11 protein-coding genes are annotated in these 15,677 nt (G+C 43.8%); 5 read left to right on the top strand and 6 right to left on the bottom strand.

All coding sequences use genetic code 11. The features are described 5' to 3' along the window. Positions 1–190: 190 nt before the first annotated feature. The 3 genes from H8744_RS06580 to aroQ are packed head-to-tail and all read right to left on the bottom strand — an operon-like array spanning position 191 to position 2,754. The gene (locus tag H8744_RS06580; RefSeq protein WP_262434082.1) at positions 191–832 is read right to left on the bottom strand and encodes an O-methyltransferase; all 642 of its coding nucleotides are present in this window, start codon (positions 830–832) and stop codon (positions 191–193) included. Positions 833–844: 12 nt separating this feature from the next. Further along, positions 845–2,302, bottom strand: coding sequence for a pyruvate kinase (gene pyk, locus H8744_RS06575; RefSeq protein WP_262434081.1), 1,458 nt, complete (start codon positions 2,300–2,302; stop codon positions 845–847). A 29-nt stretch (positions 2,303–2,331) separates the two neighbouring features. Then, entirely contained in the window at positions 2,332–2,754 is a 423-nt protein-coding gene (gene aroQ, locus H8744_RS06570) for a type II 3-dehydroquinate dehydratase (RefSeq protein WP_262434080.1), read from the bottom strand. A 72-nt stretch (positions 2,755–2,826) separates the two neighbouring features. Here aroQ and xerD point away from each other — a divergent pair, with 72 nt between their 5' ends. The 4 genes from xerD to H8744_RS06550 all read left to right on the top strand — a co-directional run bounded on the left by xerD (position 2,827) and on the right by H8744_RS06550 (position 8,324). After that, entirely contained in the window at positions 2,827–3,774 is a 948-nt protein-coding gene (gene xerD / locus H8744_RS06565; RefSeq protein ID WP_262434079.1) for a site-specific tyrosine recombinase XerD, read from the top strand. A 145-nt stretch (positions 3,775–3,919) separates the two neighbouring features. Further along, complete coding sequence (locus H8744_RS06560) at positions 3,920–5,611, top strand: tetratricopeptide repeat protein (RefSeq protein ID WP_262434078.1); 1,692 nt, start codon at positions 3,920–3,922, stop codon at positions 5,609–5,611. A gap of 111 nt (positions 5,612–5,722) precedes the next feature. Next, positions 5,723–6,757, top strand: coding sequence for a TlpA disulfide reductase family protein (locus H8744_RS06555; protein ID WP_262434077.1), 1,035 nt, complete (start codon positions 5,723–5,725; stop codon positions 6,755–6,757). A 28-nt stretch (positions 6,758–6,785) separates the two neighbouring features. Further along, positions 6,786–8,324, top strand: coding sequence for a YifB family Mg chelatase-like AAA ATPase (locus H8744_RS06550; protein WP_262434076.1), 1,539 nt, complete (start codon positions 6,786–6,788; stop codon positions 8,322–8,324). Between the two features lie 276 nt (positions 8,325–8,600). On the opposite strand, the gene H8744_RS06545 is transcribed toward H8744_RS06550, so the two are convergent. The 3 genes from H8744_RS06545 to H8744_RS06535 form a co-directional block, all read right to left on the bottom strand. Then, positions 8,601–10,640 carry a glycoside hydrolase family protein gene (locus H8744_RS06545; RefSeq protein ID WP_262434075.1) on the bottom strand — a complete coding sequence of 680 codons (2,040 nt, stop codon included), beginning with the start codon at positions 10,638–10,640 and terminating at the stop codon, positions 8,601–8,603. A gap of 21 nt (positions 10,641–10,661) precedes the next feature. After that, positions 10,662–11,678 carry a family 43 glycosylhydrolase gene (locus H8744_RS06540; protein ID WP_262434074.1) on the bottom strand — a complete coding sequence of 339 codons (1,017 nt, stop codon included), beginning with the start codon at positions 11,676–11,678 and terminating at the stop codon, positions 10,662–10,664. A 121-nt stretch (positions 11,679–11,799) separates the two neighbouring features. After that, on the bottom strand, positions 11,800–13,860 hold the full coding sequence (locus H8744_RS06535) for an acetate--CoA ligase family protein (RefSeq protein ID WP_262434073.1): 2,061 nt from the start codon (positions 13,858–13,860) through the stop codon (positions 11,800–11,802). A gap of 449 nt (positions 13,861–14,309) precedes the next feature. On the opposite strand from H8744_RS06535, the gene H8744_RS06530 reads away from it, so the two are divergent. Then, a complete protein-coding gene (locus H8744_RS06530; RefSeq protein ID WP_369410997.1) occupies positions 14,310–15,659 on the top strand; it encodes a PEGA domain-containing protein in 1,350 nt (449 codons plus the stop codon). Positions 15,660–15,677 lie beyond the last annotated feature (18 nt).

Genomic DNA, 15,677 nt, shown 5'->3' with positions numbered 1-15,677 from the left:
TATTCTATTCCAAAACAGACGTGCTATCTTTTCAAAGCATAGAAAATGAAAATACCCCTAGTTTATAAAGCTGAATTGCACTTTACAAACCAGGGGCATTCTTATATTCTATTAATCAAAACTAATATTCCGTTGAAATTTTCCTCTAAAAGATATTCAAAAGAAGTTGGAGCAAAATCAAAAGAAACTCCTATTTCTTTCGGATAATGGTTAGTCCATCTCTTAACGGAAGTATCACTTTTTCGACACGGAGATCTTTTGCGACCAAGTCATTGAACGCTTTAATACCTATCGTCTGGTAATCATTACTATGCGGTGATTCTTCCAGCACATGACCATCCCATAAAGTATTGTCAGCAATAATATAACCGCCTGTGGACAAATGAGCGAGTGTCATCTCGTAATACTCAATATATTTACGTTTATCACCATCAATAAAGGCAAGATCGAACGTGATCCCTAATTGTGGTACCAACTCAAGGGCATCACCGATATAAAACTTTATTTTATCGGCATCTGCCGACTTCTCAAGCCAAGGACGGGTAAAATCTTCCTGTTCATCATTAATCTCAAATGTATGCAGCATCCCACCTTCTGACAAGCCTTCCGCTAGGCAGAGTGCCGAATATCCACTATAAGTTCCTATCTCAAGAATTTGCCGAGGACGTATCATTTCAACAAACATCTTCAACATACGACCTTGCAAGTGCCCGGAAGCCATCCGTGGTCGAAGCAATTTCACATGCGTATCACGATACAATGCTTTCAAGTAATCATTCTCTTCGTCGATATGCCGCAAAATGTATTCGTCGATTGACTCAGTCTCCTTCATCCCTATTTACATTTATAAATAGCGGTTCTTATTCGGCAGCACGGTTTCATCGGCATGTTTCAGAACATCTTCTACCACATTGATTTCAAGGAAGGAGGTCTTCGTACCCGCTTTACCACTACTTAAATAACCAACCATATCGGCAGGACACAAACGACCTTCTTTCAACAAACGGCGAAGGGCTGCAAAATAATATTCCTGTCCATTCGCCAACTCAGGCATATAAATAGCTTCCACACCATAAGAAAGAGCCAGCTGGCGCATCGTCTTTTCTTTGTAACAAATAGCCAGTACCGGATATTTGCCACGGAAAGCAGCCAGATTACGAGCTGTACGCCCACTGTAACTGTCAGTAATGATGGCACGCATCTTCAGTTTAGTCGTAGCTTTAACAGCTTGTTTGGCAAGAAAGGCGGTAACGTCATTGCTATTTTCATCCAATGGGATGCGAATATCGTTTTCTTCCATCTTGTCTTTTTCTGCTTGGGCTGCTACCTTAGTCATAGTCTTTACAGCATCTACGGGATATTTTCCATAAGCAGTTTCCCCGCTCAGCATCAAAGCGTCCGTGCGGTAATAAATAGCATTGGCAATATCAGTCACTTCCGCACGTGTCGGGCGAGGGTTGTTAATCATCGTATGAAGCATTTGGGTGGCAACGATAACCGGTTTCTTAGCCAATACACATTTGCGGATCAACATACGTTGAATACCCGGAATACGTTCTTGCGGAACCTCAATTCCCAAATCACCACGGGCCACCATGACACCATCCGCCACTTCAAGAATTTCATCGATATTGTCGACTCCTTCCTGATTCTCAATCTTCGCGATAATTTTTATATCACTATTATGGACATCGAGGATTTCACGGATATCGAGTACATCCTGACGGTTACGTACAAAAGAATGTGCTATGAAATCGATATCTTTCTCAATGGCGTAAAGTATATTGTTTCGGTCTTTTTCAGTCAATGAAGGGAGGTTAATGCGAACACCCGGAACATTCACACTTTTACGGCTTCCTAAAGTAGCTTCATTTTGAACTTCACAAAGAAGGTGTTCGGCTGTCTTATCAATTACACGGAGTTCGAGGTCTCCGTCATCAATCAAGATAGCTCCTCCGATGTTCAGGTCATGCACAAAATTAGGGTAAGAGACGGAAATGCACTCACGTGTAGTTTCCTGATCTGGATTACCCACAATCTTTACCTTATCGCCTATCTGATAAAGAATCGGTTCGGCATTAGCCGTAGTCCGGACTTCCGGCCCTTTGGTATCCATCAGGATTGCAATGCGATTGGAAACGGCACGTACATTAGCTATCAGTGCTTCAAAGCCTTCCCGGCTTGCATGAGCGGTATTCATACGAACAACGTTCATACCTGCATCGAATAACTGTTTTATAAAGTCTACATCACAGCGTCTGTCTGAGATGGAAGCAACGATTTTAGTCTGTTTCAGCAACATAAGCTTATTACCTATTTAATTATTATTTCCTATTTATTATCAATTAAAGCCTCAATCGCCAGGCGATAAGAGTTTAACCCGAATCCGCAAATCACACCTTTACAAGCACATGCAATCATCGATTTGTGGCGAAACGGTTCACGGGTGTGTACATTAGAAATATGTACTTCGATCACCGGGGCTGTTACCGAACGGATAGCATCCTGAAGTGCTATGGAAGTATGTGTATAGGCTCCGGCATTTAGAATAATGCCATCGACTTCAAAGCCCGTCTGTTGAATACAATCAATCATTTCTCCCTCAATATTCGACTGGAAATAGCTAATTTCTATATCTTTATACTTTTCACGAAGACCGGCCAAATAGTCTTCAAATGTAACGCTTCCGTAAATGGAAGGTTCACGCTTACCAAGCAGATTAATATTGGGGCCATTAATAATTTGTATCCTCATAACACAATCCTACTAATTTTAATACCTTTGTCCCGGGAACATAGTTTGAATGTGCAAAGGTAGAAAAAAGAAATGAAAGTAAACGAAAAAACTCATAAGAAGGATACACAAGAGTTGATAATCAAGGAGTATAAACAGTATCTGAAACTTGAAAAGTCTTTATCTAAAAACACGTTGGATGCCTATATGACAGATTTGTCCAAACTACTGAACTTCCTGGAACCGGAGCAGAGCAACGTACTTGAAGTAACACCGGAACATCTGGAACGTTTTCTTGCAGGGCTACACGACATAGGCATACATCCCCGTTCACAAGCACGTATCCTGTCAGGTATTAAATCGTTTTTCCATTTTCTGATCATGGCCGATTACCTCGAAGCCGACCCAAGCGAACTACTGGAAGGCCCAAAAATCGGATTAAAACTTCCGGAAGTACTGACCTTGGAAGAAATCGATGCCATTATCGCTACTGTTGACCTCAGCAAAAACGAAGGACAACGCAATCGTGCCATTCTCGAAACATTATACAGTTGCGGGTTGCGCGTATCGGAACTAACCAACCTGAAACTTTCCGACCTTTATTTTGACGAAGGTTTCATTAAAGTAGAAGGTAAAGGGAGCAAACAACGCCTGGTTCCCATCTCTCCGCGAGCTATCAAAGAGATTCAACTATACTTCATCGACCGTAACCGGGGAAAGATAAAAAAGGATTACGAAGATTTTGTTTTTCTCGCTCGTTGGGGTAAAAACATCTCACGTATCATGGTGTTCCACCTCATCAAGGAGTTGGCACAAATGGCAGGAATCACGAAAAACATCAGTCCCCATACTTTCCGGCATTCATTTGCCACCCATTTGTTGGAAGGAGGAGCCAACCTGAGAGCCATCCAATGTATGCTCGGTCATGAGTCTATAGGTACTACAGAAATATACACTCACATCGACCGTAACATGTTGAGAAGCGAAATCATAGAACACCACCCCCGAAATATTAAATACAGGCAGGAAAAGAGGGGTTGATTTCATTAAATTATAATAAAATCAATACCTTGTTTATATATATATCTTAAGATGTACTATCTTTGCGTTACCTTTCTGAAAAACATCGGGAAAGGCTTATGAATAGACGAATATTTCAATTACAAACATTTAATTTATACCTAAAATGATTAAGAAGCTGTATTTGCCTTTACTTATGGCATTGGTTGTTGCATTATCGTCTTGCAGCAAAAAAATGGGTGAACTATCATCTGATTACTTCACTACGACTCCGCAAGTGCTGGAAGCAGTAGGTGGTAAAGTTCCTGTAACTATCAACGGGAAGTTCCCTGAAAAGTATTTTAACAAAAAGGCAGTTGTAGAAGTAACTCCGGTTCTGAGATGGAACGGTGGTGAAGCTAAATCTCAGCCTGCAGTATTCCAAGGTGAAAAGGTGGAAGGTAACGACCAGACTATTTCTTACAAAGTAGGTGGTAACTACACAATGAAAGCATCTTTCGACTATGTTCCTGAAATGGCCAAGTCTGAATTGTACCTTGTGTTCAACGCTAAAATTGGTAACAAAACAGTCAACATTCCTGATGTCAAAATTGCTGATGGTGTGATTTCCACTTCTGAGTTGATTGAGAACACTCTTCAGAGCGCTAACCCCGCTAACGGTGATGACGCTTTCCAACGTATCATCAAAGAAAAACACAATGCTAACATCATGTTCCTTATCCAACAGGCTAACATTCGTGCAAGCGAACTGAAAACTGCTAAAGACTTCAACAAAGAAGTTGTAGAAGTTAACGATGCTGCCAACAAGAAAATCAGCAATATCGAAGTTTCTGCTTATGCATCTCCTGATGGTGGAGTAGAACTGAATACCGGTCTTGCAGAAAATCGCGAAAGCAATACTAATAAAGTAATCAACCAGAACCTGAAGAAGTCTAAGATCGACGCTCCTGTTGACTCTAAGTATACTGCTCAGGACTGGGAAGGTTTCCAGGAATTGGTTTCTAAATCAAACATCCAGGACAAAGACCTGATCCTTCGTGTTATCTCTATGTACCAAGATCCAGCACAAAGAGAAAGCGAAATCAAAAACATCTCTGCCGTATACAAAGAACTTGCCAATACTATCTTACCTCAGTTGCGTCGTTCTCGTTTGACTTTGAACTACGAAATCATCGGTAAGTCTGACGAAGAAATCGCTTCTCTGGCTTCTTCAAATCCTAAAGAACTGACTATCGAAGAACTGTTGTACGCTGCTACACTGACTAACGATAATGGTAAAAAAGAAGTGATCTATACCAAAGCTACAGAATTGTTCCCGAACGATTACCGTGCATTCAACAACTTAGGCAAATTAGCTTACCAAGCCGGTAACATCGATAAAGCCGAATCATACCTGAAGAAAGCTGCCAGCATCCAAGCTGCTCCTGAAGTTAACATGAACTTGGGTCTTGTTGCTTTAGCTAAGGGTGACAAGACTGCTGCTGAAGCTTACTTAGGTAAAGCTGCCGGTGCAAAAGAGCTGGGCGAAACTCTGGGTAACCTGTACATCGCTCAAGGACAATATGAAAGAGCTGTAAACTCATTTGGCGACGCTAAAACCAACAGTGCTGCATTGGCTCAGATTTTAGCTAAAGATTACAACAAAGCTAAAAACACTCTTGCCGGTATAGAAAAACCAGATGCTTACACAGACTACTTGATGGCTGTATTAGGCGCAAGAACTAATAACACTTCTTTGATGATGAACAGTCTGAAGAGCGCTATCGCTAAAGATTCTTCATTGGCTAAGAAAGCTGCAACTGATCTTGAATTTGCTAAATACTTCACAAACTCTGATTTCATGAGCATCGTAAAATAAGCAATTTCATCTGATATATTAGAAAAAGGAGAATTGCCTGCCATTTTATCGCAGGCAATTCTTTTTTTTATGCCATAAAACCTGTACATTCGCAGCAAAAGAACTAAGAAAATGAAGAAGGTTAATATTCTGCTCATCCTGATTATTTGTTTGACCGGCTGTAAGAAAAGCGATCATTCGACGAACCTCACCGGAAATATAAAAGGATTGGGCAATGATACGATCTATCTGTACGAAGTGGATGGGATATATGAAAAAATAGATACCATCTATGTGAAAGAAGATAAATTCTCCCACGCGATAAAAGTAGATACTGCAACTTCCGCCTTACTACTCTTTAAAAATAAGACAGAGTACCCTGTCTTTTTGGATAAGAACAACCAAATCAAGATACAGGGCAATGCAGATAATCTGGATTATCTTAACATAGAAGGCAATATTTACAATGAAGAACTCACTGCATTCCTGAAGGATTTGCAAGATCTCGGCACGCCATCAGAAAAGGTACTTGAAGAAAAAGCAGAGACATTCATCCGCCAACATAGCTCTTCCCCGGTCAGCATCTATCTGCTTAATAAGTATTTCATCGAGAAAGAAACACCCGATTTTCAGAAGATCAAAGCATTGATTGGAAGCTTTACGGGAATCCTCCAGGATCGGCCGATCATTGAGAAACTTAATGAGTATATTGCCCAATTAGAGAAAGCCGATAAAGGGAAAACGGCTCCTTTTTTCAGTTTGACCGATGAGAAAGGCAAAAAGGTGACACGTGCCGAGAAGTTTAGAGATAAATACATGCTCGTCAATTTCTGGGCATCGTGGTGTAAGGAGTGCGATAAATCCAATGCAGAACTACGGAAAATAAACAAGAAATACAAAAAGAACAACAACTTCGGAATGATAGGAATATCACTGGACGTAGATAAAGAGGCATGGAAAGATGCTATCGAGAAAGATACACTGAACTGGACACAGGTATGCGATGCTACCGGATGGAATTCCGAGACAGCGAAACAATATGCTATTCTGAAATTACCTACTAACATCCTGGTTTCCCCTACCGGAAAAATAATGGAAAGAGACATACCCACCGACAGCCTGAGCCATAAAATCGATGAAATACTGAAGAAGAACGAAAAAAAATAATCCTTTTTTAATCTATACTAAGAAAAACATGCTTGTTAAAGTATACGGAGCCGCCGTACAAGGAATAAATGCTACACTTATCACCATAGAAGTCAATAGTTCAAGAGGTTGTATGTTCTATCTGGTCGGTCTAGCTGATTCTGCCGTAAAAGAAAGCCACCAACGCATCATATCGGCATTGCAAGTAACGGGATATAAAATGCCCACCAGCAACATTGTCATAAACATGGCTCCGGCAGATATCCGTAAGGAAGGCTCTGCTTATGACCTGCCACTTGCCATCGGTATATTATCAGCGAATGAAACGATCTCTCCCGAGAAACTTTCTCGCTTCGTCATGATGGGAGAACTGAGCCTCGACGGAAGTATCCAACCTATCAAGGGGGCACTTCCCATTGCAATCAAAGCCCGTGAAGAGGGGTTCGAAGGATTAATTGTTCCGAAACAAAACGCACGTGAAGCAGCCGTAGTCAATAACCTTTCCGTCTACGGGGTAGAGAATATCAAAGAAGTCATCGAATTCTTCAATGGAAAATACGAATTACAACCAACCGTGGTTAACACCCGCGAGGAGTTCTATGCCCAGCAAGAAAACTTTGAAAATGACTTCGAAGACGTCAAAGGACAAGAGAACGTAAAACGTGCCCTCGAAGTAGCCGCTGCCGGAGGACATAATTTACTAATGATAGGTGCACCGGGAAGTGGAAAATCAATGATGGCCAAGCGTTTACCGTCCATACTTCCTCCCCTTTCTTTAGGAGAAAGCCTTGAAACGACCAAGATTCATTCCGTTGCCGGAAAATTAAACAGTGATACATCTCTCATATCGAAACGCCCTTTCCGTGACCCACATAACACCATCTCCCAAGTAGCAATGGTAGGAGGTGGAAATTATCCCCAGCCGGGAGAAATCAGTCTGGCTCATAATGGTGTCCTTTTCCTAGATGAATTACCTGAATACAGTAGAGCCGTATTGGAAGTATTGCGCCAACCGTTAGAAGACCGGCGGATCACCATTTCAAGAGTAAAATACACTACCGACTATCCCGCCAGCTTTATGTTGGTAGCGTCCATGAATCCCTGCCCATGTGGATATTATAACCACCCGACTAAAGAGTGCGTTTGCAGCCCCGGACAAGTTCAGAAATACCTGAACCGAATATCAGGTCCTCTATTAGACCGTATAGACATACAAATCGAGATTGTCCCCGTCCCTTTTGAAGAGATATCCAACAGACGGCCGGCAGAATCGAGCGGTGAAATTCGTAAACGGGTAATTAAAGCCAGACAAATACAAGAAAAACGTTTTGCCGGCCAATCCGGAATCTACTGTAATGCACAAATGACCAGTAAGCTTTTGGCAACCTATGCCCAGCCGGACAGTAAAGGACTGGCGTTGCTAAGAAATGCCATGGAACGATTCGACCTTTCAGCCCGTGCTTACGACCGTATATTAAAAGTAGCTCGTACGATTGCCGACTTGGAGGATAGTGAGCTGATTTGCCCCGCCCATCTAGCGGAAGCAATCAGTTACCGCAATTTGGACAGGGAGAATTGGGCAGGATAATATTTTACATAAACCGATAGCCGAAAGTACAAATATCACACGGTGCCGGGGTACACCTTGAAGGGCACCGATGAACACCCCCTTCATCGGTGAGGAACAGCCTCTTCATCGGTGAGGAAAGGGGCGTTCCTCACCGAGGTAAAACGAGGCAAAAAGCATATTGATTATCAATTGTTTAAAACAACAACCATCCTCTTTTCCTGTTTTTTTCTGTAGAATTGCAGAAGTCATATTTTATGACATAACATGAATCTGACAATAATAAAAACAAAGAGATTATTTCTGCAAGAACTTTTCCGCACGTCCCGGTGAGAACAATTCCCATAAGGATGCCACTGTCCAGCCCGGAGCAAAAATGTCATTGTAATATCCTTTTCCATTACGGCCATAATCCCAATTAGTGTGTTGCACAACCTCCGGATAATAACCCGTCTTTGCCACACCACACAGATGTCCCTCGTAAGGCAAAAGTTGGCGCATGGAAGTATTGATGACTTCAGCGAACCGTGCAAAACGAGGTTCATTATATTCCTTTGAAAGCCAATCAAGCACGGAAGCAAATTCAAAGACGAACACGTCGATGTGATTGTTTTCTACCGAAACATTCCCCCAACCACGGGTTTGCAAGCCGATGTCACCTAGCATCTGTCCCGGTGCAAAAGGCACATCCCACATATAATACCAAGAAAGAGCAAAGTAAGAAGCTTTCTTGGTCAAATCCGCATAATGGCGGTGTTCCTCTCCTTTTGTAATCAAAGCCAAATAATAGGTTGCCGTGGCAGCATAGAGAGACGCTTCCTTATCTTCACAATTAGCATCCAACGTCGAAGAGAAATAATCCGACTTAGAGATCAGTTCCTTTTCCAAATAACCGGCAGTACGTTTGGCACTCTCCAAATAACGCTTATCTTTAAAATATTTATAAGCCATTACCAACGGCAGTGTAGCCGATGGTGTACTTCCTCCACTACGATCGACAATAGAAAAGTCATCTTTGAACTTGCGTGGGAAACTACCGTCCGGATTCTGTAACTGCATGAACATATCTAACATCTTTTTCATGCGCTGATCCCATTCCGGGTGGCGGCGACCATTTTCCCTCTCGTATTCAAGGAAATGAAGCATTGCATAAATGCCTTCGGATTGACGGCGAATGCTGTGGACAGGATCTACAAAGTTATTTTTATAGTTTACAAACTCATTGAAAAAACCCGCTTCGGAAAAACCATTCTTCAGATAACTGTCGAATACTTTGATTGCATTCGCCTTTAGCTCATCCCGATTGGTTTGCCAGCCATATTCCCACGCATTGAAGGCATTCAATAAAGCACGGCCCACAAAACCGACTTCCGCCACACCGGTATTGGCGCAGTCATCGGTACGCATATGCACACCGGAGTTGTAAACCAATGGATTGCTCTCGACGAAACTCTCTACAAAGTAATTGCTGATCACTTCTTTCATCTTCTCCGTTGTGTAAGGTGTAGCTACCGGTTCGGGACGGAATGTATCGTAACTATATTCCCAGGTGCGACTTACAAAATCGGAGAAGTCCGCTCCCTTTCCTTCATGAATCTCCCAAGTAAAAGAGATGGTTTCTCCCTTTTTCAACAACTGAAAAGCAGTTACCGAAGGAGCCAAAGTCAGTTTCCGAATGTAAGTTTTCGGTGTTTCCATATACGGAAAGCCAAATGACAAGGAAGCCTGCCCCTCTTTATTCTCAAATCCGGTAAAGCCGATTGAAGTAGTGCCGGAAAGGATCACTTCACCCTCCTTATGAGTAGTCAAAGCATCCGTTACCGGTTTGTCGAGACGGACTACCGTCATATAACTCCCGCTCTTCTCATTGAAAATCCCGGTCAAAGGGGTACTTAAGCGGTCTTCACGTACCGTCCAACTGTCCGACGTATGAAACGAAGGAGCCTTCTCCGGTGAACGAAGATTGCGGCGATACCAGAAACCGGGCATATAAAACTGGCAATCATCGTGACGAAAGCCGGTACGAACCGATTGATTATAATTGAAATAAATATCTTCCAGTGCAGTGATGAAAGTCGTTACCTGGCGTTTGTCCCCCTCACCCGTGAGTTTCTGATAAACAGTTACCGGAATAGCCCGTCCGGAAACCAGTTCGTAAGTACAATATCCGTTGTCCGCTTTCTTCATGGAGAGCGGATAAGTCACGGAATGATTGCCGGGAGTTTTTAACATCAATGTCGCTTCAGCATTCTGCGGAGTGTAATCGATAGCTCCTGCATGTGTACATAGAATTGTCATCAATGCACCCGTGCAAAGTCTTTTAAGAGTAAATTTCATGATAAATAAAGTCGTGTATGGTTATAATAATGGTTTATTTTCTTTCAGTGATGGAGAGGTCGTTTTTACAAACGGCCAGCCGTCTTTCCAATGAACCTGGTCGAGCATCAGTACTCTCCCTTCGGGATTGGCAATGCTCACCGCATGATAAAGCATCCAGTCGTTGCCAGCTTTGTCCGTGACGATCTCCGAATTGTGACCGGTCCCTACAAAGGCTTCATTTTTATGGATCAGAATTTCGTGGTGATTGTCCAGCATCGATTCACCCTTCTTGTCCAGATAAGGACCGAACAGCGAACGGGATCGTCCGACCACCGTTGTATACGTACTCTTCACACCTTCACAGCAGCTACCAATGGAGGCAAACAGATAGTAATATCCGTCATGTTTATGAATGTAAGTACCTTCGTATGCAGTGCCTGCAATCTGCCTCGGCTTTTCTCCCTTCTTCAAAGCCAGCCCGTCACCAGTAAGCTCGATGGCATAAATTCCGCGAAAGCTACCCCAAAAAAGATATTTCTTCCCGTTATCATCTATATAGAAAGGGTCGATTGAGTTCTGCACACCGATCTCGTTGCTGCGGAAGAGCATGCCACGGTCTGTAAAAGGTCCTTCGGGTTTGTCGGCAGTCGCAATGCCGATGCCACAAGTCCATTCACCACCCCATTTGGACATGGAGTAGTACATCACATATTTATCGCCTATTTTATTGATATCCGGTGCCCAGACATTTCCTTTCGGCTCGAAAGTGGGACGGGTTTCGTCGGTAAAAGCAGTACCGACCGATTCCCAATGCACCAAATCCTTGGAACGGTGAATAGGAACATTACGGATGTTTTCCGTGGCATATACATAGAAATACCCGTCATCTCCTTCAATGACCGTCGGATCGGGAAGACTATAATTAATGACCGGATTCTGGTACACAGACGCATCTTTTCCAGTTTTCTTGCTGCAGGCTTCTTTTGAATCACACTGTGCGAACGCCAAAGAAGCGAACGAGCATGCAAACAAGGTAAGCATCAAATTTCTTTTCATGGTTTTAAAATTAACATAGCAGTTTTTATTCAGTATCTCAGTGTTGCAAAGATACCCCAACTATGCTTTTTAAAACAGCAAAGTAGAGTCAATTAATATCAGAATCCGGTCAAAACAGTTTTTATTTTTCTATACGGATACGCGCATCCACCGCTATCACATCCGTTTCGGTGGCCAACAGCGGGTTGATGTCCATTTCCTTGATCTCCGTAGCGAAACGCAACAAGGTTGAAAGACGGACAATGATCTCGGCAAATTTATCTTCATTTACCCCTTTCTGTCCGCGGGTTCCCTGAATGATCTTATATGCCCGCAAGGAATGAATCATGGAGTAAGCCTCCTCGTATGACAACGGGGCAAGCCCGGAAGAGACATCTTTCAGGACTTCCACGAAGATGCCGCCCAATCCGCAAAGCACCACGTGCCCGAACTTCTGTTCATACTTCGCTCCGATGAACAGTTCTGTGCCCTTCAACATGGGCTGTACCATGATGGCAGTCGCATCGGGAATCTGCATCATGCGGTCGAACTCCAATGCCAGGTGTTCTTCGCCCTTAATATTCAATACCACACCTCCCACATCCGATTTGTGTACCGGACCTACTACCTTGGCTACCACTGGGAAACCGCAACGCCGGCCAAAAGCAAGTACATCTTCCTTCTTGCTGGAAACAAATTCCTCTACCACCGGGATACCGGCAGCCTGGAGCAATGATTGCACGTGATGGGGAGAAATATAGCCATCTTCCGGAACAGAATCGATGATACGGCGGATACGTGGCACATCCACTCCGAAGAGTTCAATCTCATTGTTTGCCGGTTGGGGTGCGTTCACGATCCTTGACAATGCCGTACCCAAGGTCACTTCGTCTGCAAAGTTCACATGTCCCTTTTCCAGGAAAGCCGCTACTTCTGCGCCCGCTGTATTGATAGAAGGTAGGATAGGGAAGATCGGTTTACGGCAGGTTCTCATCTTCTCGTCCAGCACATCGTACATATCGAACATCGTCACCAGTCCCGGCGTACCGAAGATAGCCATCATGGCATCTATGTTCTCAAACTCTTCTTCGCAGTAGTCGATACAGAGTTTAAGATGCTCCGGTGTTCCCGTTGCAAGTATATCGATCGGATTTCCCACAGAGGCTCCGGGGAATAATTTGGATTTCAATTCTTCGGCAGCAGCACCCGACAGACGGGGAACATTCAGACCGCCTTTGCTCAATGCATCGGTCAACATCACACCCGGACCTCCGGCATGAGTGATGATGGCAAAGTTCTTGCCCCGCAATTCCGGCAATGTGAAGACACAACCTACCGTGGTCAGTTCCTCCCGCGAATAGCAACGGACAATACCGGCCTTGCGGAACAATGCTTCCACTGCCGAATCGGAACTGGCGATTGCTCCCGTATGCGAAGATGCCGCACGGCTTCCGCTTTCCGAACTTCCCGCCTTAATCGCTGCTATCTTGCAGCCTTTCTTGATCAAAGAGGCAGCGTGGAACAACAGCCGGTCGGGATCACCGATGCTTTCTATATAGAGTAGCTTTAAATTCGAATCTTTTTCCGGATCATAATTTTCGTCCATATAAGCCAGTACATCTTCCACACCGATCTGTTTGGCATTTCCCACAGACCATACGGAATTGAACTGTAAACCTTTCGTCACCGCACTCTCCAAGATAAATACTGCGGTGGCACCGGAACTGGAAATTAAATCAACGCCCTTCGGGTTAAGCTGCGGAATCGGTTGGCTGAACACGCTGTGATGCCAAGTGTTCATCAGTCCGATACAGTTCGGCCCGATCAACGAGGCACCATATTTATTTACAATCTCCAAGATGCGGTCTTCCAGCAATGCTCCCTCGTGCGTCTCTTCGCCAAAACCGGCAGAAAGAATGATGAATGCCTTCGTCTGCTTTTGGCTTGCCAAGGTTTCTACCACATCGGGACACAGCTGGGCGGGAATAGCAAGAATGGCCAGATCCGTATCGGGAATTTCTTCCGCGCTTGCGAAGGAAGGGACACCTTGCACTTCTTGCTCTTTAGGATTAACGGCACGAAGCTCTCCACGGTAACCACCGCTGATAAGATTCTTCAAAATAGCGCCACCGGGCTTATGCACATTGTTTGATGCGCCCACTACAACAATGCTCTCGGGGCGGAGTAACTGGTGTGTAATCATAATGATTGTATATTATTCGGTTATTGATGCACAAATATAGCGTTTCCACTTAACATAAGAAATGTTTATGAAGAAATTCTTTGCGATTCGCTATTTGCGCATACTCTGCGCAATGGGCATCAATAAACCACTCGATAACTATTAATATCCAGCGCGATGGATGTTAATGACCAGCGCGATGGGTGTTAAAGGTTATCACGCTGGATAGCAATAGCCAACAAAACAGATATTAATGACCGGTAAGCCACCTCCCCCTTACAACCGCAACAGTAATAAACAAATACCTAACAGACCGTTTACTTTGTCACGGAAAACCGTGACATCATGCTTCGTTTAAGTCTAATATACAACATTTTATCTGTTTTTTATTGCATGATAGTAATTATTATTCAAAGATGTTAACTACATTTGCATAACGATTTTAAAAACAACCTAACTAAAAAACAAACATGTTAAACAGTATCACAAAACACTGGCTACTGCTCATAATTTTACTTTCTTTTTGCCCCGCTGTCCGAGTTATGGCACAGCAAAGCAAAATTAGCGTAGCGTCCTTTCAGAAGATGGAAAGTGACATCACAGCAAGAGTCACTGCTCCAAAAAGGGATCAAAACGGAGAAGTATGTGCATTGATCCGTATTGTAACGACTGAAAAAGAGCTGATGTTCGAGCCCGATGCACTGGGAATCACCGCCCGTGAAAACAAAACGGGAGAAGTCTGGATATATGTTCCGAGAGGGGCACGCCGTATCTCCATCCTTCACGACAAACTGGGTATTTTGAGAAACTACTTCTATCCCGACATCATCGAAAAAGCTACCGTGTACGAGATGGTACTTAATACAGGCGGAGAAGAGGACAAACCGGTAATGGAAAACAACATGCAGTTCCTCGTCGTACGTCCCGAACCGGCTACCGCCAATGTCTACATCGACGATGAATTAGTGCCTATAGAAAACGGACTCTTCAATGCTACCATGCCCAAGGGAGAGCATACTTACCGCGTAGAAGCTCCCATGTACCAATCTGATGCCGGTATCATCAAACTGGAAAACACACCTGTCACAAAGAGTGTTGCGCTGAAGCCTAAATTCGGCTACATGGAGATATTTTCCTTGCCCGAACAGGATGCCGATGTATACATAGACAGCGTACTTGTCGGCAAAACGCCTTACCGGAGTGACCGGATGGCACTCAAAGAATACAAAGTACGGATCGAGAAGACTACTTATTTCCCTATCGACACCCTACTGAACGTAATGGCAGGAGAAACCGTACGCCCCACGTTTACGATGAAATCCACCATCAAACCGAAAGTACCGATGAACACGCTGATTATGGCGCAAGCCGGTTTCGGTGGAGGTGGTCAGACTTCTTTCGGAGGCATGATCGGATTCACCCGTACCAACGGATTTTATGCTGCTTTCCGAAGCGATTTCAATTCAGTGAAGACCGTAGGAGAATGTAGTGACAGCCAAAAGACCGCGGACGGTTCGTCAATCATTTATGAACCGGGAAAGACCGAAAAGTCTTATCTCTGTTTCACTGCCGGATATCTTCGCCGGTTGGTCAAACCACTCTATGGGTATGTCGGTGTTGGATACGGCAGCCGTACCTACGCATGGCTCGAAGCTGACACAGAAGACAATTGGTATAAAAACACGGATCACTCTGCCTCGGGAGTAGCCGTAGAGTTAGGTGCCATACTCCGGCTAAAAGGATTCCTTCTTTCAGCAGGCTTCAACACTGTCAACTTCAAACAACACCAGGTGACTGCCGGTGTGGGTATCATTTTCTAAACGAATCACATAAATCAC

The organism is Jilunia laotingensis (genome assembly GCF_014385165.1).
In the GTDB taxonomy this organism is placed as follows: Bacteria; Bacteroidota; Bacteroidia; order Bacteroidales; family Bacteroidaceae; genus Bacteroides; species Bacteroides laotingensis.
Note: the sequence above shows the minus strand (reverse complement) of the source record. Positions and strands in the feature narration are given on the sequence as shown.

Bases quoted from the DNA above. Each gene is read 5' to 3' on its own strand.
- H8744_RS06580 (WP_262434082.1), bottom strand. From the start codon at position 832: ATGAAGGAGACTGAGTCAATCGACGAATACATTTTGCGGCATATCGAC.
- pyk (WP_262434081.1), bottom strand. From the start codon at position 2,302: ATGTTGCTGAAACAGACTAAAATCGTTGCTTCCATCTCAGACAGACGC.
- aroQ (WP_262434080.1), bottom strand. From the start codon at position 2,754: ATGAGGATACAAATTATTAATGGCCCCAATATTAATCTGCTTGGTAAG.
- xerD (WP_262434079.1), top strand. From the start codon at position 2,827: ATGAAAGTAAACGAAAAAACTCATAAGAAGGATACACAAGAGTTGATA.
- H8744_RS06560 (WP_262434078.1), top strand. From the start codon at position 3,920: ATGATTAAGAAGCTGTATTTGCCTTTACTTATGGCATTGGTTGTTGCA.
- H8744_RS06555 (WP_262434077.1), top strand. From the start codon at position 5,723: ATGAAGAAGGTTAATATTCTGCTCATCCTGATTATTTGTTTGACCGGC.
- H8744_RS06550 (WP_262434076.1), top strand. From the start codon at position 6,786: ATGCTTGTTAAAGTATACGGAGCCGCCGTACAAGGAATAAATGCTACA.
- H8744_RS06545 (WP_262434075.1), bottom strand. From the start codon at position 10,640: ATGAAATTTACTCTTAAAAGACTTTGCACGGGTGCATTGATGACAATT.
- H8744_RS06540 (WP_262434074.1), bottom strand. From the start codon at position 11,678: ATGAAAAGAAATTTGATGCTTACCTTGTTTGCATGCTCGTTCGCTTCT.
- H8744_RS06535 (WP_262434073.1), bottom strand. From the start codon at position 13,860: ATGATTACACACCAGTTACTCCGCCCCGAGAGCATTGTTGTAGTGGGC.
- H8744_RS06530 (WP_369410997.1), top strand. From the start codon at position 14,310: ATGTTAAACAGTATCACAAAACACTGGCTACTGCTCATAATTTTACTT.